The following is a 24659-nucleotide window of genomic DNA, read 5'->3' as shown; positions in this document are numbered from 1 at the left end:
ATTTCACGTCGCGGAAATTCAGCCCGCGACGTCGCGCAAGGTCGGCAGCAACGGCGTGGTCGGGTTGACCGGCACGTTCCAGATCTCCTCGGCGTATTCGCGAATCGTGCGGTCGGAAGAGAACCACGCCATGCGCGCGACGTTGAGGATCGAGGCGCGGGTCCAGGCCGGCGCCACCTGCCAGCGCGCATCGACGCTGCGCTGCGCCTCGTAATAGGAATCGAAATCGGCGCTCACCATGTAATGGTCGAGATAGCGCAGCGCGTGCGCGATCGATTCGAAGCGGCCGGGATCGCCTGGCGAGAATTCGCCGGCGCCGATCGCATTGATGGCGCGCTGGAGCTTCGGCGAATTGCGGATCACGTCGGAGGCGTCCAACCCCTGCTTGCGCCGGATCATCACATCGCCGGCTTCCATGCCGAAGATTGCGATGTTCTCCGCGCCGACATGGTCGCGGATCTCGATGTTGGCGCCGTCGAGCGTGCCGATCGTGAGGGCGCCGTTCAGCGACAGTTTCATGTTGCCGGTGCCGGAGGCTTCCATGCCGGCCGTCGAGATCTGCTCGGACAGGTCGGCCGCGGGAATGATCACCTCGGCGAGGCTAACATTGTAGTCGGGCAGGAAGACAACCTTGAGCTTGCCGCCGATCGCGGGATCGTTGTTGACGACTTCCGCGACGTCGTTGATCAGCTTGATGATCAGCTTGGCGTAGCGGTAGCTCGCCGCCGCCTTGCCCGCGAAGATCTTCACCCGCGGCACCCAATTGCCGTTGGGGTCGTCCTTGATCGCCTGGTACAGCGCGACCGTCTCGATGATGTTGAGAAGCTGGCGCTTGTATTCGTGGATGCGCTTGATCTGCACGTCGAACAGCGCGGTCGGATCGACCTTGATGCCGAGCCGCTCGCCGATCAGGCGCGCCAGCGCCGTCTTGTTGTGAAGCTTGACTGCGCGGAACCTCTTCTGGAATTCGACGTCGCTGGCGCGGGCCTCGATCAGGCTGAGCTGCGTCGGATCATCGAGCACGGCGTCGCCGCAGGTCTCGCGCAACAGATCGGTCAGCTTCGGGTTTGCCAGCATCAGCCAACGGCGGAAGGTGATGCCGTTGGTCTTGTTGGTGATGCGGCCGGGGTAGAGATGGTTGAGGTCGTGGAACACGGTCTCGCGCATCAGGTCCGAATGCATCGCGGAGACGCCGTTGATGCGGTGGGAGCCGACGAAGGCGAGCTGGCCCATGCGCACGCGCCGGCCACTCCGCTCGTCGATCAGCGAGACCGAGGCGCGGAAGTCGATGTCGCCGGGAGCGCGCGCCTCTGCGAGCGCGAGGTGCTGTACGTTGATGCGGTAGATGATCTCGAGATGCCGCGGCAACAACCGTTCGAACAGCTCGACCGGCCAGGTCTCCAGCGCCTCGGGCAGCAGCGTGTGGTTGGTGTAGGACAGCGTGGCGACCGTGATCTTCCAGGCCTCGTCCCAGCGGAAATTGTGGTCGTCGATCAGGATCCGCATCAGCTCGGTGACGGCCAGGCTCGGATGGGTGTCATTGAGCTGCACCGCGACCTTGCTCGACAGGCTGCGGAGCTGGCCGTCGGATGCAAGGTGTCGCTTGATCAGGTCCTGCAGCGAAGCCGAGACGAAGAAATATTCCTGGCGCAGGCGCAGCTCGCGGCCCGCCGGGCTCTCGTCGTTCGGGTAGAGGAATTTACAAATGGCTTCTGCGCGCGACTGCTCGGCGCTGGCGCTGACATAGTCGCCGGTGTTGAAGGCATCGAGCTTCAACGGATCGGGCGAGCGTGCCGACCACAGCCGCAGCGCGTTGACGTGCTGGCCGCGCCAGCCGACGATCGGCGTGTCATAGGCCATTGCCTGCACGGTCTCGGACGGATGCCAGATCGCGCGATCGCGACCCTTGTCTTCGACATGCTCGACACCGCCGCCGAAGCGAATGTCGTAGATCACTTCGGGCCGCTGCAATTCCCAGGGGTTGCCGAAGCCGAGCCATTCGTCCGGATATTCCTGCTGCCAGCCCTGATTGATGATCTGGCGGAACAGGCCGTAATCATAACGGATGCCGTAGCCGATCGCGGGGATCGACAGCGTCGCCATGCTTTCCATGAAGCAGGCGGCGAGCCGTCCGAGGCCGCCATTGCCGAGCGCCGCGTCTGGCTCGCATTTGCGCAGCTCCGGCAAGGAGACGCCGAGATCGCCGAGCGCGACTTCGAAGATCTTCAATAGCCCCATATTGTTCAGCGCGTCGCTGAAGAGGCGGCCGATCAGGAATTCGAGCGAGAGATAGTAGACGCGCTTGCGCCCCGCATCGTAGCTGTGTTTCTCGGCCGTGAGCCAGCGATGCACGATGCGGTCGCGCAGCGCCAGCGCCGCGGCCTGGTACCAGTCGTGCTTGGTCGCCATGCCCGCATCCTTGCCGATGGCAAGGCGCAGCTTCGCCAGGATCGCGCCCTTGATCTCAGCCAGCGCGAGTTCGTCGATGGGCTGGTTGGGGGCGGGGAAATTGGGCTGGAACGATGAATCTTGCAAAGTCGTCACTTCCTGGTCGCGAGAACACTACTGACCCTACGCATCTTGCCTCTGTACCGGAACCATTGCTGGTGCGACCGTGCACTGCGTTGGCGTAAAATTATGCAAGGAACGGGCCGATTTGGGAACCCGGATGCATACGGGGAAACGTGGATTTGGTGCTAAAATGGCGGCCAATTCAGCCATCAGTGTGGAAGAGGCGCCCCATGAACTCTCCGATGAAAGCTCTGATGAGACGGCTGATCGAAATCGCCGCCGCCACCTTCCTCGTCGTCTGCATCACTGCGTCCAGCGCCGCCTTCGCCGCCGGCAAGACGGGCCGCAGCGCCGACGGCCTGAGCTGCGCGGTCTCGCTCCCGCAAAACGCTACGCCCGCCGCCCGCTGCGCCGCAATCAAGCGCCAATGCGGCGGCAAGTTTTATGCAAGCGCGTGCGGGGATAGGTTGATGTCGGCGATGTGAGGCTTGCTTGGCAAATCTGATTCACGAAATCTGGGAAGTGATCGACGATCGCGGCCAAGTGCTGCCGTCGCTCGTACTTGCTGGTCCTGACGGTGACGCTGCTCGGAAGCTTCTGCGTGAAGAGGCCGGCGAGGACAATCAAGCCGCTCCACGTTGTGTTCTTCGCTTCGAAGCGGAAAGCCACGACGAGGCAATGCAGCTCTACTACCGCCATTATGGTAGGGGCCAGTATGTGTCCGAATTCGTCTGCGACCGCGAGCCTTACCCCGAAGAATGGGCGCAACGGCAGCGCCAGAACAAATTAAGAACACTTTAGCAAGTCTTTGATATATCATTGTGATTCGGCGCGTTGCCGACACAATATCTAGCGTCAGCCAGACTTCGCGAGGACTACATGTCCACCATTGCCTTCGATCAATTTGCCCTCACCAGGATCGCCGATTTCGCGCGCTCGCTGTCGCGGCTGCATCAGGCGGCGCGGCGCTACGCGGTCGACGACGACCAGTTCGACCGCGAGTTCAACGCGGTGTGCCAGTCGATCTGGGGCTACACCATCGACGACGTGAGCGACCATCTGTTCTCGGCCGAGGACCATCTGTTCTTGGACACGCTGGACGAAGCGCATGCCCGCATCTTCGCCGCAGAGCAGGGCTATGACCTCGTCGACGATCAGGGCATGCTCACCGACTGGTGGGGTTTTTGCTGGATGATCCTGGCCGAAAAACGCGGCCTGCTCACGGCAGACAACCGCGCCGCAGCGCGCGCGGCGATCGAGGAGAAATATCTGGCGGCGCCGAACGTGATCGGCGTGATCATCGGAAGGTGACGGTCTCGTGCCCCGGACGCAGCGCAGCGCTTCTGAGAGGCTACTCCAGCCCCGCCCGCTTCGCCGGCTTCTGCGTTTTCGGCACCGTCACCTCAGGCAGCGTCTCGCGCACGATCTCCGCGGCCGGGCTATCCGCCGCCACCGTCTCGGCGCGCACCGGCGCCACCTTCATCTCGCCGAGCCGCGCGCGGACCTGCGCGGTGAGACCGGGATAGGAGGCGACCGGGGTGAAGTCCGCGGCCTGGTCGGTGCCGACGCGGATGCCGGTATAGGCAACCAGACCGTCGCTGGTGGCGATCACGTCGCCGGGCTTCAGCGACGAATCCAGCGCCAGATCGACCGGAGCGAGGCCGACCGGCTCGCGACCGTTGCAGGTGCAGTCGGCGCGCAGCGCCTTGCGATAGGCGAACGCATTCTCGCTATCGGCATAGCGCTCGCCGGTCTGCGAGGCAGCACCGTCGATCGAGGAGCCGAAATAGATCTTGGTGGCGCTCGCAGGACAGAAGGCCTGACACATCTGCGCCGGCGAGACGAGGCCGCGCATCAGCGGAAAATATTTTCCGTCGCAGCTGCGCACGCAGAACGCCGGTCCCGAGCCGCCGGCCGCGGCCGAACGTGTCGGCGGCACGTATTGCGGGGATGCGGCATTCTGCTGGCCGGTGAAGGGGTCGGCGTAGGAACTCCCCTGCTGCGGCACCTCACGCTGCGGCCGCTGCTGCTGCTGCATTCCGCCGAAGAAGAAGTCGAACAGGCCTTCGGCCGAAACCGGGGCCGGAGCCGCAAGCAGCGGTGCTGCCAGTGTGGCGGCTACGAGCATCGCGCGATTCCGGCGCGCATGGGACATGACTGTACGCAAACGCTTACTCCACCCGACGCAACCCAACCGGCCGGGACCCTCAGGCCTCAGCACATGATTCACCATAAGGCGGGATGGTAAATGAGCGGTTGAGGGGGAGGAGCGGTGTCGCCGGACGGGGGGACCTCGTCATGGCCGGGCTTGTCCCGGCCATCCACGATCTCTGGTGCGGCAAAGACGTGGATGCCCGGGTCAAGCCCGGGCACGACGGCGGAGAAAGTTTAGCCCCTCAAGCCTTCAAAAACTCCGACGCCTTGTACAGCGAGCGGAATGGCAGGCCGGCCGTGCCAAAGGTGTCGTCGGCGCCTTCCTCGCGGTCGACCATGGTCAGCACCAGCACCACTTCAGCGCCGGTCTCTCGCACCGCCTCCACCGCCTTCATCGCCGATCCGCCGGTGGTGGTGACATCCTCGACGATCACGACGCGCTTGCCCTCCAGCGTCTCGCCCCTGGGCAGCCCCTCGATCGCGAGCTTCGCGCCATGCTCCTTCGGCTTCTTGCGCACGAAGAAGGCCGCGATGGGATGGCCCTTGATCCAGGATATCTGCGCCAGCGCGCCGGCCAGCGGCACCGCGCCCATCTCGAGCCCGCCGATGAAGTCGAGCTGGTCGTCCTTTAGCGCCTCATAGGTCAGCTCGGCGAGCAGCGTCGCACCTTCCGGGTCGAGCATGGTCGGCTTGAGGTTGAAGTAGAAGTCGCTCTTGCGGCCCGACGCGAGCGTCACCTCGCCGCGGCCGAAGGAGCGCCGGCGGATGATCTCGAACAGGCGGGCGCGGGAGGCTGATTTAGACACGGCGGGCCCTCGGGAGCGTTTTTGGAGGTGGCGGAATTTATCCGCGACGGCCCCGACATTCCAGAGGGGGCTTCCCCCGTCAACAGGGATCGGCCATCCCGGCCCGTCGGTTGTGGGGGTGCAACGTTCTGGAGTAGGTGGATGCCGGATATCCCCGGGAAGGACACGCGACAAATGACCATCGAGCTGCACACCTGGAACACGCCGAACGGCCGCAAGATCTCGGTTGCGCTGGAGGAAATGGGGCTGCCCTACAAGGTGATCCCGGTGAATATCAGCAAGGGCGAACAGATGGCGCCGGAGTTCCTGAAGCTCTCGCCCAACAACAAGATTCCCGCGATCCTCGACCCCGAGGGGCCGGACGGCAAGCCCGTCAGCATCTTCGAGTCGGGTGCGATCCTGCTGTATCTCGGCGAAAAGACCGGCAAATTCCTGCCGAAATCGCTTTCGGGCCGCATCCCCGTCTATGAATGGCTGATGTGGCAGATGGGCGGCTTCGGGCCGATGCCGGGCCAGGTGCACCATTTCATCGCGCTCGAGAACGAGCAGGAGCGCGCCTACGGCCTCAAGCGCTACATGGCGGAGACGCGACGGCTCTACGGCGTCCTCGACCGCCGGCTGGAGGCCCGCGATTTCGTCGCCGGCGAGCTATCAGTTGCCGATTTTGCCATCCTGGGCTGGGCCTGGCGTCACCCTCGCCACAAGGTTGACCTGGCCGACTTCCCCCACGTCAAGCGCTGGTACGAGGCCCTGATGGCCCGTCCGGCGGTGAAGCGGGGCATGGAGGCGAAGCTGGATTGAGGGTGGCTCTTCTCCCTCTCCCCGTTCTTACGGGGAGAGGTGAAAATCACACCTTCCGCGCCTCGACCGCCATCCGCACCGCAAGCCCGGCCAGCACCGTGCCCATCAGCCAGCGCTGGACCAGCATCCAGCTTGGCCGGCTTGCGAGAAACAGCGCGATCGATCCTGCCGCGAGCGCGATCATGGCATTCACGCTGACACTGATCGCGATCTGGATCGCGCCGAGCACCACCGACTGCGCCAGCACGCTGCCGGCGGCGGGGTCGATGAACTGCGGCAGCAGCGCGAGGTAAAGCATCGCGATCTTCGGGTTGAGCAGATTGGTGACGAACCCCATTGCGAACAGTTTGCGCGGGCTGTCGATCGCAAGCTGCTTGACCTGGAATGGCGAGCGACCGCCCGGCTTTACCGCCTGCCAGGCCAGCCACAGCAAATAACCGGCGCCGGCGAAGCGCAACGCGTCATAGGCAAAGGGAACGGCGAGCAGCAGCGCCGTGATGCCGAACGCCGCGCACAGCATGTAGAACACGAAGCCGAGCGCCACGCCGCCGAGCGAGACGATGCCCGCCGCCGGCCCTTGCGTGATCGAACGCGAGATCAGGTAGATCATGTTCGGCCCGGGCGTGAGCACGAGGCCGAGGCAGACGAGAGCGAAGCCGAGCAGGGCGGATGTGTGGGGCATGGCTGAACCGGTGCGGGAGACGGCACGATTCTAATGTGCGGGCGATCGCGCCGCCATCGCGCAATTGCTCGGAGGACAATTCAGCTTGTGCGTGTCCCTCCAGCGTCGTCCCGGCCTAGTGCGCAATTGCGCACTAGGCCGGGACGACACTGTAAGTTCGGAAGAGCGAAGCGAAGACGTAGCTTCAATGCGCCTCGTCCCAATTGTTGGCGGCGCGTGCATCGACATGCAGCGGCACCGAGAGCAGCACGGCCGGGAACGGCGCGTCCTGCATGACGTGCTGCACGACGGGCAGCGTCGCCTCGACCTCCGCGTCCGGCACCTCGAAGATCAGTTCGTCATGTACCTGGAGCAGCATCTGCGCCGAGAGCTTCTTCTCGGCCAGTGCAGCCTCCATCCGCGTCATGGCGCGGCGGATGATGTCGGCGGCGGTGCCCTGGAGCCGGGCGTTGATCGCGGCGCGCTCGTTGAAGGCGCGCACCGAGGCGTTCGAAGCCTTGATGTCGGGATAGTACATCTTCCGTCCGAACAGCGTCGTGACATAGCCGCGGCTCCGACAAAAGTCGCGCGTCTCGTCCATGTAGGCGCGGATGCCGGGGAAGCGCTCGAAGTATTTCTTGATGTAGGCGGAGGCCTCTTCGCGCGCGATGCCGAGCTGGTTGGCGAGGCCGAATGCCGAAATGCCGTAGATGATGCCGAAATTGATCGCCTTGGCGCGGCGCCTGATTTCGCTCGGCATACCCTTGATCGGCACGCCGAACATTTCCGATGCCGTCATGGCGTGAATGTCGAGACCGTCGCGGAACGCCTGCTGCAGCACGGGAATGTCGGCGATCTCGGCGAGCAGCCGCAGCTCGATCTGCGAGTAGTCGGCGGAGACCAGCTTGTGCCCCGGCGTCGCGATGAAGGCGCGGCGGATTTTTCTGCCGTCCTCGGTGCGCACCGGAATGTTCTGCAGATTTGGCTCGTTCGACGACAGCCGGCCCGTCGTGGTCGCGGCGAGCGCGTAGGTCGTGTGGACGCGGTGAGTCTGGGGATTCACATAGGTCGGCAGCGCGTCGGTGTAGGTCGATTTCAGCTTGGAGACCTGGCGCCACTCCAGAATTTTCTTCGGGAGGTCGTGGCCCTGCTCGGCGAGCTCGTCGAGCACCTGAGCGGTGGTGGACCACGCGCCGGTCTTGGTCTTGGTGCCGCCGGACAGTCCCATCTTGCCGAACAGGATGTCGCCGATCTGCTTCGGGCTGCCGACATTGACGGGCTCGCCCGCGATCTGCTGGATCTCGGCCTCGACGCGCGCCGCGGTCTGGGCGAAGTCGCCGGAGAGACGCGACAGCACCTGGCGGTCGATCGAGATGCCGCGCCGCTCCATGCGCGCGAGCACCGAGACCAGAGGCCGTTCCAGCGTCTCGTAAACCGTGGTCATGTGCTCGGCGACGAGGCGCGGCTTCAGCACGCGCCAGACGCGCAAGGTGATGTCGGCGCCTTCCGCCGACAGCGCCGCGGCCTTGTCGATCGGCACCTGGTCGAACGTGATCTTGCCCTTGCCGCTGCCGAGCAGCTCGTTCTCCTTGAGCATGGCGTGACCGAACCAGCGCTCGGACAGCTGCTCCAGCGCATGCGAGCCGCGGCCGGCGTCGAGCACGTAGGAGATCAGCTGGGCATCATCGGTGTTGCGCAATGTGATGCCGTGCTGCGCCAGCATCACCGCGGTGAATTTGACGTCGAAGCCGATCTTGAGAATGCCTGGTGATTCCAGTACCGGCCGCAGCGCCTCGATCGCCTCGGCATGCTTGACCTGGTCGGGCGCGAGGCCCGCGTCGAACAGCCCGGCGCCGCCGCCGGACTGCTTGTGCGCCAGCGGCACGTAGCAGGCCTCGTTCGGCGCCAGCGCCATCGCGATACCGCAGAGATCGGCCTGCATCGGATCGATCGAGTTTGCCCGGATCTCGACCGCGACATGGCTGGCATCATGGATGCGCGCGATGAACGCGTTCAGTTCCGCGAGCGTCTTGACGGCCTGGTACTTGCTGCGGTCGACCGGGAGCTTCCGCAAAGCCTCTTCGCGCGCGGCGGCGAGAGAGATCGGCGCGCCCTTCGGGCTCGCGGCCTTGTCCTCCTTGGTCGCCGATGCATTGCGCTGGCCCACTGGCACTTGCGCCGGCGCGCCGGTTCCCGGGGCCGGCACGACGTCCGAAGGCGGCAGCGGCGAGAAGACGCTGGCGCCGCTGGAATAGCCCGGATCGGCATCGACGTTGGCCGGATCAATCTGCGAGAACTCGGCGACGCGGCGCGTCAGCGTGGAAAATTCCATCGCCTTCAGGAACGCGATCAGCTTGCGCGCATCGGGCTCGTGGACGGCGAGATCGTCCAACGGGACGTCGAGGTCGACCTTGTCGTCGAGCAATACGAGCTGCCGCGAGATGCGCGCCTTCTCGGCGTTCTCGATCAGCGCCTCGCGCCGCTTCGGCTGTTTGATTTCGGTGGCGCGGAATAGCAGTTGCTCGAGATCGCCATATTCGACGATCAGCTGCGCCGCAGTCTTGATGCCGATGCCGGGCACGCCAGGAACGTTGTCGGTGGAATCGCCGGCCAGGGCCTGCACTTCCACCACCTTCTCCGGCGGCACGCCAAACTTCTCGATCACCTCGGGGATGCCGATGCGGCGGTCCTTCATGGTGTCGTACATGGTGACGCAATCGGTGACGAGCTGCATCAGGTCCTTGTCGGAGGACACGATCGTCGCGCTCGCGCCGCGCTCGCAGGCTTGCCGCACATAGGTCGCAATCAGATCGTCGGCCTCGAAGCCGACTTGTTCCAGGCAAGGCAGGTCGAAGGCGCGTACCGCTTCGCGGATCAGCGCGAATTGCGGGATCAAATCGTCCGGGGCCGGCTGCCGGTGTGCCTTGTACTCAGGATAGATCTTGTTGCGGAAGGTGATTTCCGACTTGTCGAAGATGATCGCCAGATGCGTCGGCCGGTTGTCCTCCGGCATCTCCCGCAAAAGCTTCCACAGCATGTTGCAGAAGCCGAGCACGGCATTGGCCTGCAAGCCGTCGGACTTGCGGTTCATCGGCGGCAGCGCATGGTAGGCGCGGAAGATGTAGCCGGAACCGTCGACCAGGAAGACATGGTCGCCCTTGCCGGCCGCCTTCGCGGCGACGGGCTTGGCAGCAGCTGTCGCGGCAGCGGGCTTGGTTTCGGCGGCCTTGGGCGCGGCAGCCTTGGTGTCAGCTTGGGCGGTGGTCTTCGGGGAGCTCTTGGGCATGGCCGCAATGTATGAATTTTTGCGGGATTTGACAGCCTCGGGAGGTGGATTTTTGGCTTGCTGGAGCCGCTATCCCCACTGTCATTTCCCGCATCCCCCGCTGTCATTCCCCGCGAAGGCGGGGAATCCAGTACGCTGCGACTTATCCGTATACGACTGCTGCCTCTGGAATACTGGATCCCCGCCTTCGCGGGGATGACAGCAGAGTATCACTCCGCCGCCTGCAATCGCGGCCCTGTTTTCTTCGGCGCGATCCAGAACGCATCAGGCCGCTCGAACAGGAAATTGCCACCTAGGCGCAGTGCGATCTGCCAGACCGCGAGCGAGCCGATCACGCCGGCGATGGTCACGATCAACGACACCGCACCGATGTCGGGAATGATGCCCGTGCGCAAGAGCAGCGTTCGTGTCGCCGCCATCGGCAGGAAGAAGGCGAGATAGATCACGATCGAATGCTCGCCGCAGAAGCGGAAGACGTTCAGCCATTGCACGCGCGCGAGCAGCGTGCCCATCGTGATGATGGCGCAGGCGCCGGCGAAGCCGAGCACGAGCGATACGAATTTCCACTCGCTGGCGCCGAGCATAACCAGACCGCCATTGACCAGCGTCCAGGTCGCGAGCGCTGCCAGCGCCCACGCAGGATGATTGCGCGCGCGGTCCGACAGCGCGAACACGTAGGGCGCGAACAGATAACCCGAATAGAAATAGACGAAACGCGCGCAGATCTCGTCGATCGCAGTCCAGCCGGTTGCGACACGAGCCGTCTCCAGTGCGGCCGCGATCAGCCAGATCGCGAGCGGCGGGATGCGCCGTGTCAATTTTGTGATGACGAAGAAGATCGGCAGGAGGTAGATGAACCACAGCGTGCCGAACGGCTCGACGAAGGATTCCAGATAGAGCAAGCCGGCGTCGCGCCAGCTCGTTTCCGCCGCGAATGCGGGGGCCTTGAAGCCGAACTGGATTGTCACCCAGACGACATAGAAATAGGCGAAATGCACCACCTTGCGGTCGAGATAGGTTCGCCAATCCCGGTCGATCACCAGTGGCAGGAACAGGCCCGAAATCAGGAAGAAATCCGGCATCCGGAACGGTTTCGCGAAGGCCACCAAAACATGCATGAAGCCGGTCTCACCGGCGGCGAGCTCGACCCCCAGCACCGAATGCATCATCACGACCATGACGATGCAGATGCCCTTGGCGTAATCGATCCAATCGACACGCGCAGCATCCGGGGCCTTGAGTCCCCCGCTCGCGGCGATTGTGCCTGATGGTGCCATGGTGTCTCTTTTCGAGGCGTGTTCCGCCAGGATCTGTGTGAACGCGGAGCAGTTTGGCGCCTTGCGGCTTACGATTTCTTAACCGATACAATTGCCGTGCCGTTTTTTGCACGCGGGCTGTTCCCTCACCACGGGAAAATGCTAAACCGCCTTGGAATTGCGGTTTCGTTAACCAAGCCAAACAGGGTTTTTCATGCGCATTGCTATGATTGGCACGGGCTATGTGGGACTGGTGTCCGGGGCCTGCTTTGCGGATTTCGGTCACGACGTCATCTGCGTCGACAAGGACGAGAAGAAGATCGCGGCTCTTCATCGCGGCGAGATTCCGATCTACGAGCCCGGGCTCGACGAACTGGTGGCGACCAACGTCAAGGCCAAGCGGCTGGAGTTCACAACGGACCTGTCCAAGCCGGTCGCGGATGCCGATGCCGTCTTCATCGCGGTCGGCACGCCGTCGCGCCGCGGCGACGGCCACGCTGATCTTTCCTACGTCTACGCCGCCGCGAAAGAGATCGCGCAATCGCTGTCCGGCTTCACCGTCGTGGTGACCAAGTCGACCGTACCGGTCGGCACTGGCGACGAGGTCGAGCGCATCATCCGCGAGACCAATCCCAAGGTTGACGTCGTCGTCGCCTCGAACCCCGAATTCCTGCGCGAGGGCGCGGCGATCCGCGACTTCAAATTCCCCGACCGCATCGTCGTCGGCACTTCCGACGAGCGCGGCCGCAAGGTGATGAGCGACATCTATCGTCCGCTGTCGCTGAACCAGGCGCCGCTGATGTTCACGGAACGCCGCACCGCCGAGATGATCAAATACGCCGCCAACGCCTTCCTTGCGACCAAGATCACCTTCATCAACGAGATCGCGGACCTCTCCGAAAAGGTCGGCGCCAACGTGCAGGAAGTCGCGCGCGGCATTGGCCTGGACAACCGCATCGGCACCAAATTCCTGCATGCCGGCCCGGGCTTCGGTGGCTCGTGCTTTCCGAAGGACACCAAGGCGCTGATCAAGATCGCGCAGGATTACGACGTGAGCTTGCGCATCGTCGAATCCGTGCTGGCGGTCAACGAGAACCGCAAGCGGGCGATGGCGCGAAAAGTGAGCCAGGCGCTCGGCGGCTCGCTGCGCGACAAGACCATCGCGGTGCTCGGCCTCACCTTCAAGCCGGATACCGACGACATGCGCGACGCGCCGTCGATCCCGTTGATCACCGGCCTGATCGACATGGGTGCGAAGGTGAAGGCCTTCGATCCCGTCGGCATGGAGCAGGCGAAGAGTGAGCTGCCCAGCATCACTTATTGCGAGGATGCCTATTCCTGCGCGGAAGGCGCCGATGCGATCGTGATCGTCACCGAGTGGGTGCAGTTCCGGGCGCTCGATCTCGATCGGCTGAAGGCGACCATGGCGCAGCCCGTCATCGTCGACCTCCGCAACATCTACCGCCCCGAAGAAATGGCTGCGGCTGGCTTCGTATATGAGAGCGTCGGACGGCCATCGGTGCAGGGCTGATAGCGGCAAATGATTGTCATACCCCGCGAAGGCGGGGTATCCAGTAATCCGCAATCTTCGTAATAACCGGGATTCGAGTTTACTGGATCACCCGCATGCGCGCGTGATGACGGAAGCGAGCTTTTGCCCCGCAGTTTCGACACGCCCCTCCCGATCGATGCCGTGCTCGACGAGCTCTCGCGCACGCTGGAGGCGCATCATGCAGCCGTGCTGGTGGCGCCCCCGGGCGCCGGCAAAACCACGCGCGTGCCACTGGCGCTGCTCGATGCCCCCTGGGCCAAAGGCATGAAGATCATCGTGCTGGAGCCGCGGCGCATCGCGGCGCGCGCCAGCGCCGACCGCATGGCCAAATCGCTGGGCGAGCGCACTGGCGAGACCGTCGGCTATCGTGTCCGCTTCGGCTCGAAGATCTCGCGCGCGACCCGCATCGAGGTGGTGACGGAGGGCATCTTCACCCGCCAGATCCTCGACGATCCCGAGCTGTCGGGCATCGCCGCCGTCCTGTTCGACGAATTCCACGAGCGTTCGCTCGATGCCGACATGGGCCTCGCGCTCGCGCGCGATGCGCAAACCGGCCTGCGCGAGGATTTGCGCATCCTCGTGATGTCGGCAACGCTCGATGGCGCCCGCGTGGCAAAATTGCTCGGCGAAGCGCCCGTCGTCGAAAGCGAGGGCCGCGCCTTTCCGGTCGAGACGCGCTATCTCGGCCGCAAGGCGGACGCGCCGATCGAGCGGCAGATGGCGGATGCGATCGCCTCGGCGCTGCGGGCCGATGCCGGCTCGGTGCTGGCGTTCCTGCCGGGCGCCGCTGAAATCCGTCGCACCCAGAATCTCCTCGGCGAACGCATACAGGATTCCAGCATTGAAATCGTGCCGCTGTTCGGGGCGCTCGACGCCGCCGTGCAGGACCGTGCCATCTCGCCGGCGCCCAAAGGCACGCGCAAGGTGGTGCTTGCGACCTCGATCGCGGAGACCTCGCTGACCATCGAGGGCGTGCGCATCGTGGTCGATTCCGGTCTTGCCCGCGTGCCGCGCTACGAGCCCGACATCGGCCTGACCCGGCTCGAGACCGTGCGCGTCTCGCGCGCGGCAGCGGACCAGCGCCGCGGCCGCGCCGGCCGCACCGAGCCCGGTGTCTGCTACCGGCTCTGGGACGAACCTCAGACAGCCTCGCTCGCGCCCTACACCCAGCCCGAGATCCTCAGCGCCGATCTGTCCTCGCTGGTGCTCGATCTCGCGCAATGGGGCGTCGCCGACCCTGCCGCGCTGTCGTTTCTCGACCCGCCGCCGCAGCCGGCCTGGAAGGAAGCAAAAAGCCTGCTCGCCGAGCTCAATGCGCTCGATGGCGATGGCCGCATCACCGCGGAAGGCAAGAGCCTGCGCGCGTTGGCGCTGCCGCCGCGGCTCGCGCGCATGATCGTGGATTCGCATCGTGCCGGCGAGGGCGAAGCCGCCGCCGAGATCGCCGCCATCATCACCGAGCGCGGGCTCGGCGGCGACAGTGTCGATCTCGAGCACCGGCGGGATCAGTTCCGCCGCGACCGTTCCCCGCGAGCCGCAAGCGCGCGCGACCTCGCGCGGCGCTGGGCCTCGCAGGTGGCGGCGTCAGAGAAGATGGCGACCGGCGAAGGTGACCTCTCGACCGGCCTGATGCTCGCCTACGCCTTCCCGGATCGCGTCGCGCGCAACCGCGGCAATGGCAGCTTCGTGCTCGCCAACGGTCGAGGCGCTGCCGTGGATCAGACCTCGTCGCTCGCCCGCGCGCCCTATATCGCGATCGGCGAGATGATCGGCACGGCGGCGAGCGGGCGCATTCTGCTCGCAGCGCAAATCTCGCAGGACGAGATCGAGCAGCATTTCGCCGAGCATATCGAATCCGTCGAGGAGATCTCGTTCGATCGCGGCGCGATGGCGCTGCGGGCGCGGCGCAAGCGAGCGCTGCACGCGATCACGCTCTCGGAGGCGACACTTGCCGTGTCGCCCTCGGAGGACACTGCGCGCATCTTCGCAGACGGGCTGATCGCCGCTGGCCTCGACCGGCTGCCCTGGTCGAAGTTAGCCAAACAATGGCGCGATCGCGTGATGTTTTTGCGCAAGGCCGAAGGCGACAGCTGGCCAGATCTGTCGGACGATGGGTTGATCGCGCGGCGCGACGATTGGCTGGTGCCGGCGCTCTACGACAAGATCGCGCTGAAGGATATCGCAGCCGGCGATCTCTCCGACGCGTTGATGGCGTTGTTGCCGTGGGAGATGCGCGCGCGGCTCGACCGCGAGGCGCCGACGCATTTCGAGGCGCCGACAGGCAGCGTGCTCGCGATCGACTATGAAGCCGAGCAGGGGCCGACCATCGCGGTGCGGCTCCAGGAATTGTTCGGCCTCAACACCCATCCCTCGATCGCCGCCGGCAAGGTGCCGCTGGTGCTGGAGCTGCTGTCACCGGCGCAGCGCCCGGTGCAGGTGACGCGCGATCTCCCCGGTTTTTGGCGCGGCAGCTACAGTGCAGTGCGCTCCGATTTGCGCGGCCGCTACCCGCGCCATCCCTGGCCGGAAGATCCGGCGAATGCGCTGCCGACCCGCCGGGTCAAGCCGCGCGGGACGTGAGCGTTACGAACACGCATTAACCGTCTGCTCATCCTTTTCGTCAAAATAGCACAGCTCTGGCCGCAGCGTCGCTCGCGGAGTGGCCTGCCGCGTGGTGAAATCGAGCTTCGGCTTCGAGTGGTGTGATGCGTAACATAATGATCTTCGCGGCGATCATGATCGGCCTCGGCACCTTCATGGCGCAGATGGCGGACAGGATGAGCTCCGCTTCGGCGACGTCGGTGCCGCGTACGGTAGCAGTCGCGTCCACCGCGCCGGCCGGCGGCCGCAGCCTCAACATCCCCCGCGACGGCCGCGGCCACTTCCAGACCGAGGGCCGGATCGAAGGTCAGCGCATCGGCTTCATGATCGACACCGGCGCCTCCGTGGTTGCGCTGAACGAGACCTCGGCCGCCCGTTTCGGCCTGCGTCCCTCGCGCGGCGATTACAACGCCACCGTCTCCACCGCCAACGGCACCATCAAGGCCGCGCGCACCCGCATCGCCATGCTCGATGTCGGCGGCCTGATCGTGCGCGACGTCGATGCCATGGTGCTGCCCGACGAGGCGCTGTCCGAGAACCTGCTCGGCCTCTCCTTCCTCTCCCGCCTCAAGCGCTTCGAATACGCCAACGGTCAGATGGTGCTGGAGCAGTAAGGGTCTCCCAATGGCTCCAGCGATCACATATTTCAAGTAAATCTCTATTCCGGCCGCTCTCGCGGCCAGATTTCCCCGTTACCAAACTGCCGCAATTATCGTCCATAAGCTGCCATTCCCGCCTTCCGCTGCGGCCCGGCATTCGCTAAGGCTGCATTAAATCTGGCTCTTTTTCACGAGACCGTCTCAATGTTCCCCAAGCCGAAATCCGTGTTGCTGCCCAACACCTATGCCTTCGAATCCGAGCCGATGGTGAAGGCCACGGGCTTTCGCGAATACGACGCGCGCTGGCTGTTCCAGAAGGAAATCAACCTGATGGGAATCCAGGCGCTCGGCATGGGGCTGGGCGCGCTGATCGCGGAGCTCGGCGTCAGCCAGGAGATCGTCACCGGTCATGATTTCCGCGGCTATTCGGCCTCGATCAAATATGCGCTGATCTCCGGCCTGATGGCAGCCGGCTGCAAGGTGCACGACATCGGGCTGGCGGTGACGCCGATGGCCTATTTCGCCCAGTTCGACCTCGACGTGCCCTGCTGCGCCATGGTTACGGCCTCGCACAACGACAATGGCTGGACCGGCGTGAAGATGGGCGCCAACCGCCCGCTGACCTTCGGCCCCGACGAGATGACGCGGTTGAAGGAGATCGTGCTGGGCGCCGAGTTCAAGAACAAGGCCGGCGGCTCCTATCAATTCCACGAGAATTATCCGGCGCGCTACATCGCCGATCTCACCAGCCGTCCGAAGCTCAAGCGCAAGCTCAAGGTGGTCGCGGCCTGCGGCAACGGCACCGCCGGCGCATTCGCGCCGCAGGTGCTGGAAGCGATCGGCTGCGAGGTGATCCCGCTCGACACCGAGCTCGACCATACCTTCCCGAAATACAATCCGAACCCTGAAGACATGGAGATGCTGCACGCGATCCGCGACGCGGTGCTGCAGCACAAGGCCGATGTGGGTCTCGGCTTCGACGGTGACGGCGATCGCTGCGGCGTGGTCGACAACACCGGCGAGGAGATCTTTGCCGACAAGGTCGGCGTGATGCTGGCGCGCGACATGTCCGCGATCCACAAGGATGCGCAGTTCATCGTCGACGTGAAGTCGACCGGACTGTTCATCACCGATCCGGTACTGCAGAAGCAGGGTGCAAAAACCACCTACTGGAAGACCGGCCATTCCTACATGAAGCGCCGCACCCATGAGACGGGTGCGCTCGCCGGCTTCGAGAAGTCCGGCCACTTCTTCTTCAACAAGCCGTATGGACGCGGCTATGACGACGGTCTGGTGTCGGCGCTTGCGATCTGCGACATGCTCGATCGCGCCCCCGGCAAGTCGATGGCCGATCTCAAGAACGCGCTGCCGAAGACCTGGTCGTCGCCGACCATGTCGCCGCATTGCGCCGACGAGGTCAAATACGGCGTGATCGACAAGGTGGTGAAGCACTTCGAGGGCTTGCAGGCCAAGGGCGCCAAGATCGGCGGCCAGTCGATCCGCGATCTCGTCACAGTCAACGGCGTCCGCGTCACGGTTGAGGACGGCAGCTGGGGCCTGGTGCGCGCCTCCTCCAACAAGCCCGAGCTCGTCGTCGTGGTCGAAAGCCCGGTCTCCGAGCAGCGCATGCACGACATGTTCGAGATGGTGAACAGCGTGCTGCGCACCCATCCCGAAGTTGGCGAGTACAATCAGAAGATCTGAGGTGCGAGGCTAGCCTCACTTGCTGTCATGCCCCGGCTTGACCGGGGCATCCAGTACGCCGTGGCTTATCCGTATCCATCGTCGTCTCTGGAATACTGGATCGCCCGGTCAAGCCGGGCGATGACAGTTTGCGTGTGGTGAGCCCTACGCCGCCACCACCGCCGGGATCGGCAGCGCGGTGACCGACTTGATCTTCTCCATCGCGAAGCGCGAGGTGACGTTCTTCAGCGGCACAGCGCTGATCAGCTTTTTGTAGAACACGTCATAGGCCTGCATGTCCGCGACGACGACGCGCAGCATGTAGTCGACGTCGCCGGCCATGCGATAGAACTCCATCACCTCCGGCATGGCGCTGACGGCGTCGGCGAACTTCTTGAGCCAGGCGTCGGAATGGTCGGAGCTCTCGACCGACACGAACACGGAGATGCCGAGCCCGATCTTGTTCTGGTCGACCAGCGCCACCCGCTTGGTGATCACGCCGTCGGCCTCCAGGCGCTGGATGCGCTTCCAGCAGGGGGTCGAGGACAGGCCGACGCGGTCGCCGATCTCGGCGACGGAGAGGGAGGCATCATCCTGCAGCACCATCAGAATCTTACGGTCGATGGCGTCGAGGCGGCGGCTGGTCTCGGGGAGCGGGATGGCGAGATCGGTCATTTGAAGAACTTTGTTCCATATCGATGGTCGATTTCCCTGATATAGAGAAAATCCTTCTATAGCAAGTCTATAATCTCGGCATCCGCTCAAGCGTCGCCGCCGGCGACATGTTCAAAAACTCTTCGACTTCAATACGTTGCGGGGCAGCCAGGCCACCGCCGTGGCGGGTGCATTTCAGCGCCGCGGCGGCCGCGGCGAATTGCAGCGCCTGCCGCACGCCGCCGCCTTCGGCGAGGCGAAGCGTGAAGGCGCCATGGAAGACGTCGCCGGCGCCGAGCGTATCGACGGCCTGAACCGGGAAGGCCGGCGTCTGCTCCAGTTCGCCGCTCTCGTTCAGCCAGATCGTGCCGCGCGGGCCGCGGGTCGCGGCGAGGAAGGCGGGCGTGAGCGCGGCCAGGCGCTGCAACGCCTCGCCGTCGTCGGCGATGCCGGCGGTCTCCTGCACCTGTTCGCTGGCGAACAGCAGGTGCGAGGCGGCCGTGAGCAGGCCGTCCTGCAACGACATCGCGCGATCGACGCCGACGATGACGGCAATGCCGCGCCGGCGTGCCTCAGTGCAGAGATCCGTGCAGAACGATGCGCAGCGGCTCTCGACGAGGACCGCCTGACAATCGGCGAGCAGCTTGTCGGCGTCCGGCAGCTGCACGGTGGATAACGCGGGATCGCGATAGATGGTGAGCGTTCGTTCGCCCGAGGGCTCGATCATGATCGCCGACACCGGCGTCTTGAGCCCCGGCATGCGGACGATGTGCGTGGTCTCGATAGCCTCAGCTTCCATCCGCTCGAGAATGAAGCCGCTCGACGTCTCCTGCGCATCGCCCATCGGACCTGCGAACGAGACGCGGCCGCCGAGCCGCGCGATGGCGATCGCGGCATTGAGCGCATTGCCGCCGCAGATCTCCGCGAGATGGCTGGCATTCGCCTTGCTGCCGCGCGCGGGCACGGCCTCGACACGAAAGGTCAGGTCGCGCACGGGAATGCCGATGCAGAGGATGCGCGGCGCGATCACAGAGTGCGCCATCGGCGGTCAGCTCTTGTCGTGCACCCAGCGGCCGAGCAGGTGATGCGCAATCGCAAACGGGTGCGGGCCGGCGAGCCCGTCGGGATGCGTTCGCGTCAGCATCAGAGCGGCCTCCTCACGCGTGAACCAGCGCGCATCCTCCAGCTCGGAGTGATCGACGACGATGTCCTCGCTCACGGCCCGCGCGCTGCAGCCGATCATCAGCGACGACGGATAGGGCCAGGGCTGGGTCATATAATATTGTACGTCGGTGCAGCGAATCCCGGATTCTTCGAGGATCTCGCGGCGCACCGCGTCCTCGATGGTTTCGGCCGCCTCGACGAAGCCGGCGAGACACGAATACATCCCCGGCGGAAACTGCTTCTGGCGGCCGAGCAGGCATTTGTCGCCGGCGGCGACGTGCATGATCACGACAGGGTCGGTGCGCGGGAAATGCTCGGCCTTGCAACTGGGGCACTCCCGCTTCCAGCCGCCTTCCTTCATCCCGGTACGCGTGCCGCAATTGGCGCAATAGCCGTGGCGCTGATGCCAGCTCACCATCGACTTCGCCATCGCGATCGCCGACAGCTCCTGCGGCGGCACCGCGCCCTGCATCGCCATGCCGCGCAGCTCACTGAGGGCGTAGTCTTCACGCCCGATCAGCTTCTCGGACGCGGCCTGCGACAGGCCCATCCCGAATATCGCGGCGCCGTCGCGCAAGCCTAAGAAGATCGTGCCGGGATTGGCGCCGCATTTCAGCGCCTCGTCGATTCCGAGCAGCGCGCGCACTTTTTCGCCCTCGCGCTTCACCAGCAGCGAGTCGCGGTAGACCACATAGGCGCGCGAGGCCGGCTTCTGCTCCAGCGCGAACAGCTTTTCGTCATCGCGGCGCAGATGCGCGGCACGGTCGAGAATGTTGGTGACGAAGGCCGGCTGCCCCAGCGGAAACGAGTCGAATGCTGACATGTCTTGTTCTTTCAACCCAACCAGATTTTGCGGCGAAGCGCGCTGATGAAAGTCTGCACCTCTGTGGCGTCGTGCGCCAAGGGCTGCATCACGCCCCAGACCGGCCGCGGCCAGGCGGCGTCACTGGTGCGGCGCGCGATGATGTGCACGTGAAGCTGCGGCACGAGGTTGCCGAGTGCCGCGATGTTGAGTTTGTCGCATCTGGTGATCTCCTTCAGCGCACGCGAGACGCGGGAGATCTCCGTCATCAATTGCGCCTGCTGCACCTCGTCGAGATCGATGATCTCGACCGCATCCGCGCGTCGCGGCACCAGCAGCAGCCACGGATAATGCGCGTCCTTGATGACCAATACCTTGGACAGCGGCAAATCGCCGATGTCGATGGTGTCCTCTTTCAGACGGGAGTGCAGCGACCAGGCGGGTTCGGACATATGCGTATCCAGATTGCCCGATGGGGTCGGGCGCGTTTGGCCGGACCATACGATACGGAGTTTGATTGGGGAAGGATGAGCCTCCGCAGGGGCCGCATGCACCCTTGTCGTCCCGGTGAAGGCCGGGACCCATACCGCGAGGTCTATCGTTTGCGGTTGGTGCTAATCCCGAACGACCAATCTTCACAAAACATCCCCCTGTGGTTATGGGTCCCGGCCTTCGCCGGGACGACAGCGAATGTGTGGCGACGTCTTACCCCTCCGCAAGCATGCGCGCATTGGCGCGGACCGAGGCTTCGCTGACGCGAATGCCGAGGCCGGGGCCGTCCGGCACCACGACGTGGCCGCCGCGATTGGCGACGCGCTCTTCCAGCACGTCCTCGGTCAGCACGTGGTGCGGCATGTAGAATTCGCAGCCGAGCGAGATTCCCGGCGTCGCCGCGATCAGCTGCGTCCCGGCGGCGAGCCCGATGCCGCCCTCCCACAGCGTGCCGCCATAGCCCGGCAGGCCGGCGATGTCGGCGATCGCCATGATCGCCTGCGCCTCGAATAGGCCGCCGGCCTTCATCAGCTTGATCGAGACGGCATCTGCCGCCTCGCGGCGCACCACCTCCATCATGTCGCGGCGGTCGAAGCAGCTTTCGTCCGCGAGCACCGGCGTTTCCAGCGCCGCGGTGAGCTGCGCCATCACGTCGAGAAATTTGCGCGGCACCGGCTGCTCGATGAAAGTCGGCGCGAACTGCTCGACGTCGCGCAGGATCTTGATGGCGCCGAACGGCGCCAGCGCCTGGTTGTAGTCGACGCGAAGGTCGACCTTGTCGCCGAACTCCTTGCGGATCGCCGCGAGATGATCGAGGTCCTCGCGATGCGGCTTCACGCCGGTCTTGACCTTGTAGATGACATTGCCGTCCGGAATCATCTTCCGCATGCGTTCGAGATCGGCGGCGAAATCGGGATCGGCGATCGAGAACGACAGCGGGATCGTGTCGCGCACGCGGCCGCCGAGCAGGTCGGCGACCGACAATCCCGACGACTTGCCGACGATGTCGAGCAGCGCCATTTCGATCGCGACCTTGGCTTCGGCATGTCCGACCAGCGCGCGATCGAGCTCGGCCATCAGCGCGCGGATGCGACGCACCGGTTTGCCGAGCACGATTGGCCGCAAATAGATGTCGAGCGCGGAGAAGGCCGCTTCCGGCGTTCCCGTGAACACTTCCCACGGTGCCGCCTCGCCCCAGCCGATCACGCCGTCGCTCGACGTCAGTTCGAGCAGCACGCGCTTCACCGTGCCCTTGACATTGCCGACGCCTTGCAGGCGCGCCATCTTGATCGGGCTTTCGATCAGGAACAGCCTGATGCGTTCGACGGTTGCTTCGGTCATGTCAGGCCTCCATTGACGTGCCAGACTTGGCCGGTGACGTAGGATGCTTTCGGGGAGGCCAGGAAAGCGATGATCTCGGCGACCTCTTCCGGCCGCCCGCGGCGACCCATCGGGATCAGCGCCTCGGTCGCGGCGATCTGCTCAGGTGACAGCCGGCTTTCGCTGGGTCTGTCCTTGACGATGAGGCCCGGCGCGACGGCGTTGACGGTGATGCCCTCCTTGGCGAGTTCGACTGCGGTGAGGCGCACCAGCGCTTCGAGCGCGGCGCGGCTCGCGGCCGTCGCTGCGAAGGGCGCGAACTCTGGCCGGATCGCGTGCGCAACGAACGACGACACTGCCACTATCCGCGAATCCTGCCCCGCACGGAGCAGCGGGAGCGCCGCGTCCACCAACCGTGTGAACGCCAGCGCCGATTCGTCCATCGCCTTGCGGAACTGATCCGTCGGCGTACCGATCGCGCTGCCGCGGCGGGCATGGCCGCCGACCAGGATCAATCCATCGAGTCGGCCGAAGGCGCTTTGTGTAGCGGCGACGGCGTCGGTGACCGCGGCCTCCTCGGCGAGGTCGCCGAGGCATTTCGCGACGATCGCGCCTTGCGCTTCGGCTTCCGCCGCGGTGGCGTCGAGGCCGGCTGCGTTGGAGCGCGTGTGCAGCAGCAGCGCGGTGCCGGGCCCCGCGAGCAGTTTTGCAGTGGCGCGGCCGATGCCGCTGGCGGCGCCGGTGATGAGATAGACGCGATTGATTTCGGACATCACGATGCTGCGTTGGCCGGCGGCAATGCGCCGGTTCGGTGGAAATGGCTGAGGAAGGCGCGCGTCGCGGCTTCCTGCGGATGATCGATGACCTGCCGCGCCGGTCCTTCCTCGACCACGACGCCGTCGCGCATGAAGATCAGACGGTCGGCGACTTCGCGGGCAAAGGCGATCTCGTGGGTCACGATCACCATGGTCATGCCCTCCGACGCCAGCTGCTGAATCACGGCGAGCACCTCGCCGACAAGCTCGGGATCGAGCGCGGAGGTGGCCTCGTCGAACAGCATCACGTCCGGCTCCATCGCGAGCGCCCGCGCAATCGCGACGCGCTGCTTCTGTCCGCCGGAGAGCGTTGCCGGATACTGGTCGGCCTTCTCTGCAAGGCCCACTTTCGCGAGTTGGGCCCGCGCCAGCTTCTCCGCGTCAGCCCTCACCATGCGCCGCACGGTGACCGGTCCCTCCATCACGTTCTGGAGCGTCGTCATGTGCGGGAACAGATTGAAATGCTGAAACACCATGCCGGTGGTGGCGCGGAATTTGGCCTGCGTCTTCACGTCAGGCAGCTTTGTGCCTTCTCCGAAAGCAAAGCGCGTGTCGCCGACGCGAACGCTGCCGCCGTCGGGCGCCACCAGGAGGTTGATGCAGCGGAGCAGCGTCGACTTGCCGGAGCCGGACGGGCCGATCAGCGCCACGACACCGCCCTTGGCGACGTCCAGGCTGATGCTCTTCAAAACCTCGTTGCTGCCAAAGCTTTTGCGCAAGCCACGGATCTCGATCTTGGAGGTGTTCTTGGAAGCGTCCTTGGAAGTCTCGCTCATTCGCCGACCGCCAGTCGCTTCTCGCCGCGCCGGACCATGATGGTCAGGGGAATCAGTATGGCCGCATACGCGACCGCGACGGCGGTGTAGGTTTCCAGCGGACGGTAGCTGTCATGGGCGGCGACCTGGCTCTGATAGACCAGATCAGGCACCGCCAGCACCGAGACCAGCGAGGTGTTCTTGAACTGGATGATCGACTGGTTCATCAGCGCCGGGATCATGCGCTTGATCGCCTGCGGCAGCACGATGCGCCGCATGCTCTGTCCCGGCGTCATGCCGAGCGCGGCGCCGGCTTCGGACTGGCCGCGGTCGATCGAAATGATGCCGCCGCGGATGATCTCCGAATAGAACGAGCCGCCATAGAGCGACAGCGCGAGCGCCGAGGCGGTGATCGGCGTCATCTCGACACCGGCCAGGATCGGCAGCGCGTAATAGAACCAGATCAGCTGCACCAGGATCGGCGTGCAGCGGAACGCCTCGATGAAGGTGAGCGCGATCAGGCGCACCGCGCGAAAGCGCGACAGGGTGCCGAACGCGCCGAACAGGCCGAAGACGAGCCCGAGCACCACGATGACCAATGTGAAGCCGACGGTGACGCCGAGCCCGTTGAGAAAGAGCCAGCGATAGCTCCAGAGGATGCCGAAGTCCCACTGATACATGCGTGTGTCACTCGTCGTACGGCTTGACCGCCGGCATTGTCGTTCCGGGGCGATGCAGAAGCATCGA

General features: G+C 64.8%; 22 protein-coding genes. 8 read left to right on the top strand and 14 right to left on the bottom strand.

Annotation, left to right across the window (positions count from 1 at the left end):
• Positions 1-18: 18 nt before the first annotated feature.
• Positions 19-2535, bottom strand: a complete 2517-nt coding sequence (locus N551_RS0103815; protein WP_027565824.1) for a glycogen/starch/alpha-glucan phosphorylase — start codon at positions 2533-2535, stop codon at positions 19-21.
• 230 nt (positions 2536-2765) lie between these two features.
• Between N551_RS0103815 and N551_RS0103810 the strand changes: the two genes are divergently transcribed.
• From N551_RS0103810 to N551_RS0103800, 3 genes are all read left to right on the top strand, one after another.
• Complete coding sequence (locus N551_RS0103810; protein ID WP_245287726.1) at positions 2766-2996, top strand: hypothetical protein; 231 nt, start codon at positions 2766-2768, stop codon at positions 2994-2996.
• Positions 2997-3003: 7 nt separating this feature from the next.
• On the top strand, positions 3004-3312 hold the full coding sequence (locus N551_RS0103805; RefSeq protein WP_027565822.1) for a hypothetical protein: 309 nt from the start codon (positions 3004-3006) through the stop codon (positions 3310-3312).
• Positions 3313-3390: 78 nt separating this feature from the next.
• Entirely contained in the window at positions 3391-3822 is a 432-nt protein-coding gene (locus N551_RS0103800) for a hypothetical protein (RefSeq protein ID WP_027565821.1), read from the top strand.
• A gap of 40 nt (positions 3823-3862) precedes the next feature.
• On the opposite strand, the gene N551_RS0103795 is transcribed toward N551_RS0103800, so the two are convergent.
• Both N551_RS0103795 and pyrE read right to left on the bottom strand, forming a co-directional pair.
• On the bottom strand, positions 3863-4639 hold the full coding sequence (locus tag N551_RS0103795) for a DUF2865 domain-containing protein (protein ID WP_081747798.1): 777 nt from the start codon (positions 4637-4639) through the stop codon (positions 3863-3865).
• 268 nt (positions 4640-4907) lie between these two features.
• A complete protein-coding gene (gene pyrE, locus N551_RS0103790) occupies positions 4908-5471 on the bottom strand; it encodes an orotate phosphoribosyltransferase (RefSeq protein WP_027565819.1) in 564 nt (187 codons plus the stop codon).
• 174 nt (positions 5472-5645) lie between these two features.
• On the opposite strand from pyrE, the gene N551_RS0103785 reads away from it, so the two are divergent.
• Entirely contained in the window at positions 5646-6272 is a 627-nt protein-coding gene (locus tag N551_RS0103785) for a glutathione S-transferase family protein (RefSeq protein WP_027565818.1), read from the top strand.
• 46 nt (positions 6273-6318) lie between these two features.
• On the opposite strand, the gene N551_RS0103780 is transcribed toward N551_RS0103785, so the two are convergent.
• From N551_RS0103780 to N551_RS0103770, 3 genes are all read right to left on the bottom strand, one after another.
• Entirely contained in the window at positions 6319-6954 is a 636-nt protein-coding gene (locus N551_RS0103780; RefSeq protein WP_027565817.1) for a LysE family translocator, read from the bottom strand.
• A 184-nt stretch (positions 6955-7138) separates the two neighbouring features.
• A complete protein-coding gene (polA, locus tag N551_RS0103775) occupies positions 7139-10219 on the bottom strand; it encodes a DNA polymerase I (RefSeq protein ID WP_027565816.1) in 3081 nt (1026 codons plus the stop codon).
• A gap of 209 nt (positions 10220-10428) precedes the next feature.
• Complete coding sequence (locus N551_RS0103770; RefSeq protein WP_027565815.1) at positions 10429-11496, bottom strand: acyltransferase family protein; 1068 nt, start codon at positions 11494-11496, stop codon at positions 10429-10431.
• A gap of 193 nt (positions 11497-11689) precedes the next feature.
• Between N551_RS0103770 and N551_RS0103760 the strand changes: the two genes are divergently transcribed.
• From N551_RS0103760 to N551_RS0103745, 4 genes are all read left to right on the top strand, one after another.
• Complete coding sequence (locus N551_RS0103760; RefSeq protein ID WP_027565814.1) at positions 11690-13006, top strand: UDP-glucose/GDP-mannose dehydrogenase family protein; 1317 nt, start codon at positions 11690-11692, stop codon at positions 13004-13006.
• Between the two features lie 123 nt (positions 13007-13129).
• Positions 13130-15607, top strand: a complete 2478-nt coding sequence (gene hrpB / locus N551_RS0103755; protein ID WP_027565813.1) for an ATP-dependent helicase HrpB — start codon at positions 13130-13132, stop codon at positions 15605-15607.
• Between the two features lie 125 nt (positions 15608-15732).
• Positions 15733-16242: a TIGR02281 family clan AA aspartic protease gene (locus tag N551_RS0103750; RefSeq protein ID WP_027565812.1), complete on the top strand. Its 510-nt coding sequence runs from the start codon at positions 15733-15735 to the stop codon at positions 16240-16242.
• 189 nt (positions 16243-16431) lie between these two features.
• A complete protein-coding gene (locus tag N551_RS0103745) occupies positions 16432-17931 on the top strand; it encodes a phosphomannomutase/phosphoglucomutase (protein ID WP_027565811.1) in 1500 nt (499 codons plus the stop codon).
• A gap of 144 nt (positions 17932-18075) precedes the next feature.
• Here N551_RS0103745 and N551_RS0103740 read toward each other — a convergent pair whose 3' ends face one another.
• From N551_RS0103740 to N551_RS0103705, 8 genes are all read right to left on the bottom strand, one after another.
• Positions 18076-18585 carry an Lrp/AsnC family transcriptional regulator gene (locus N551_RS0103740; protein WP_027565810.1) on the bottom strand — a complete coding sequence of 170 codons (510 nt, stop codon included), beginning with the start codon at positions 18583-18585 and terminating at the stop codon, positions 18076-18078.
• A 67-nt stretch (positions 18586-18652) separates the two neighbouring features.
• Positions 18653-19606 carry a sugar kinase gene (locus N551_RS0103735; RefSeq protein WP_027565809.1) on the bottom strand — a complete coding sequence of 318 codons (954 nt, stop codon included), beginning with the start codon at positions 19604-19606 and terminating at the stop codon, positions 18653-18655.
• Positions 19607-19612: 6 nt separating this feature from the next.
• The gene (gene nudC / locus N551_RS0103730; RefSeq protein ID WP_027565808.1) at positions 19613-20551 is read right to left on the bottom strand and encodes an NAD(+) diphosphatase; all 939 of its coding nucleotides are present in this window, start codon (positions 20549-20551) and stop codon (positions 19613-19615) included.
• Between the two features lie 11 nt (positions 20552-20562).
• Positions 20563-20982 (bottom strand): HIT domain-containing protein, encoded by a 420-nt coding sequence (locus N551_RS0103725; protein WP_027565807.1) that lies wholly within the window; start codon positions 20980-20982, stop codon positions 20563-20565.
• Positions 20983-21235: 253 nt separating this feature from the next.
• Complete coding sequence (locus tag N551_RS0103720) at positions 21236-22363, bottom strand: muconate cycloisomerase family protein (protein WP_027565806.1); 1128 nt, start codon at positions 22361-22363, stop codon at positions 21236-21238.
• The gene (locus N551_RS0103715; RefSeq protein WP_027565805.1) at positions 22360-23115 is read right to left on the bottom strand and encodes an SDR family NAD(P)-dependent oxidoreductase; all 756 of its coding nucleotides are present in this window, start codon (positions 23113-23115) and stop codon (positions 22360-22362) included. Before N551_RS0103715 ends, N551_RS0103720 begins: the two co-directional genes overlap by 4 nt.
• Complete coding sequence (locus tag N551_RS0103710) at positions 23115-23933, bottom strand: amino acid ABC transporter ATP-binding protein (RefSeq protein ID WP_027565804.1); 819 nt, start codon at positions 23931-23933, stop codon at positions 23115-23117. Before N551_RS0103710 ends, N551_RS0103715 begins: the two co-directional genes overlap by 1 nt.
• Positions 23930-24592, bottom strand: a complete 663-nt coding sequence (locus N551_RS0103705) for an amino acid ABC transporter permease (RefSeq protein WP_027565803.1) — start codon at positions 24590-24592, stop codon at positions 23930-23932. The genes N551_RS0103710 and N551_RS0103705 overlap by 4 nt, the downstream gene beginning before the upstream one ends.
• Between the last annotated feature and the right edge of the window lie 67 nt (positions 24593-24659).

It is taken from the genome of Bradyrhizobium sp. URHA0013, from assembly GCF_000518345.1.
Taxonomy (GTDB): domain Bacteria; phylum Pseudomonadota; class Alphaproteobacteria; order Rhizobiales; family Xanthobacteraceae; genus Bradyrhizobium.
This window is presented reverse-complemented; position numbering and strand designations above follow the sequence as displayed.

Excerpts from the sequence above, each read along its gene's own strand:
- N551_RS0103780 (WP_027565817.1), bottom strand. The coding sequence starts at position 6,954 with ATGCCCCACACATCCGCCCTGCTCGGCTTCGCTCTCGTCTGCCTCGGC.
- N551_RS0103810 (WP_245287726.1), top strand. The coding sequence starts at position 2,766 with ATGAGACGGCTGATCGAAATCGCCGCCGCCACCTTCCTCGTCGTCTGC.
- N551_RS0103715 (WP_027565805.1), bottom strand. The coding sequence starts at position 23,115 with ATGTCCGAAATCAATCGCGTCTATCTCATCACCGGCGCCGCCAGCGGC.
- N551_RS0103705 (WP_027565803.1), bottom strand. The coding sequence starts at position 24,592 with ATGTATCAGTGGGACTTCGGCATCCTCTGGAGCTATCGCTGGCTCTTT.
- N551_RS0103750 (WP_027565812.1), top strand. The coding sequence starts at position 15,733 with ATGCGTAACATAATGATCTTCGCGGCGATCATGATCGGCCTCGGCACC.
- N551_RS0103745 (WP_027565811.1), top strand. The coding sequence starts at position 16,432 with ATGTTCCCCAAGCCGAAATCCGTGTTGCTGCCCAACACCTATGCCTTC.
- N551_RS0103740 (WP_027565810.1), bottom strand. The coding sequence starts at position 18,585 with ATGACCGATCTCGCCATCCCGCTCCCCGAGACCAGCCGCCGCCTCGAC.
- N551_RS0103710 (WP_027565804.1), bottom strand. The coding sequence starts at position 23,933 with ATGAGCGAGACTTCCAAGGACGCTTCCAAGAACACCTCCAAGATCGAG.
- N551_RS0103770 (WP_027565815.1), bottom strand. The coding sequence starts at position 11,496 with ATGGCACCATCAGGCACAATCGCCGCGAGCGGGGGACTCAAGGCCCCG.
- nudC (WP_027565808.1), bottom strand. The coding sequence starts at position 20,551 with ATGTCAGCATTCGACTCGTTTCCGCTGGGGCAGCCGGCCTTCGTCACC.
- N551_RS0103800 (WP_027565821.1), top strand. The coding sequence starts at position 3,391 with ATGTCCACCATTGCCTTCGATCAATTTGCCCTCACCAGGATCGCCGAT.
- N551_RS0103785 (WP_027565818.1), top strand. The coding sequence starts at position 5,646 with ATGACCATCGAGCTGCACACCTGGAACACGCCGAACGGCCGCAAGATC.
- N551_RS0103725 (WP_027565807.1), bottom strand. The coding sequence starts at position 20,982 with ATGTCCGAACCCGCCTGGTCGCTGCACTCCCGTCTGAAAGAGGACACC.
- polA (WP_027565816.1), bottom strand. The coding sequence starts at position 10,219 with ATGCCCAAGAGCTCCCCGAAGACCACCGCCCAAGCTGACACCAAGGCT.
- N551_RS0103760 (WP_027565814.1), top strand. The coding sequence starts at position 11,690 with ATGCGCATTGCTATGATTGGCACGGGCTATGTGGGACTGGTGTCCGGG.
- N551_RS0103735 (WP_027565809.1), bottom strand. The coding sequence starts at position 19,606 with ATGGCGCACTCTGTGATCGCGCCGCGCATCCTCTGCATCGGCATTCCC.
- N551_RS0103720 (WP_027565806.1), bottom strand. The coding sequence starts at position 22,363 with ATGACCGAAGCAACCGTCGAACGCATCAGGCTGTTCCTGATCGAAAGC.
- N551_RS0103795 (WP_081747798.1), bottom strand. The coding sequence starts at position 4,639 with ATGCTCGTAGCCGCCACACTGGCAGCACCGCTGCTTGCGGCTCCGGCC.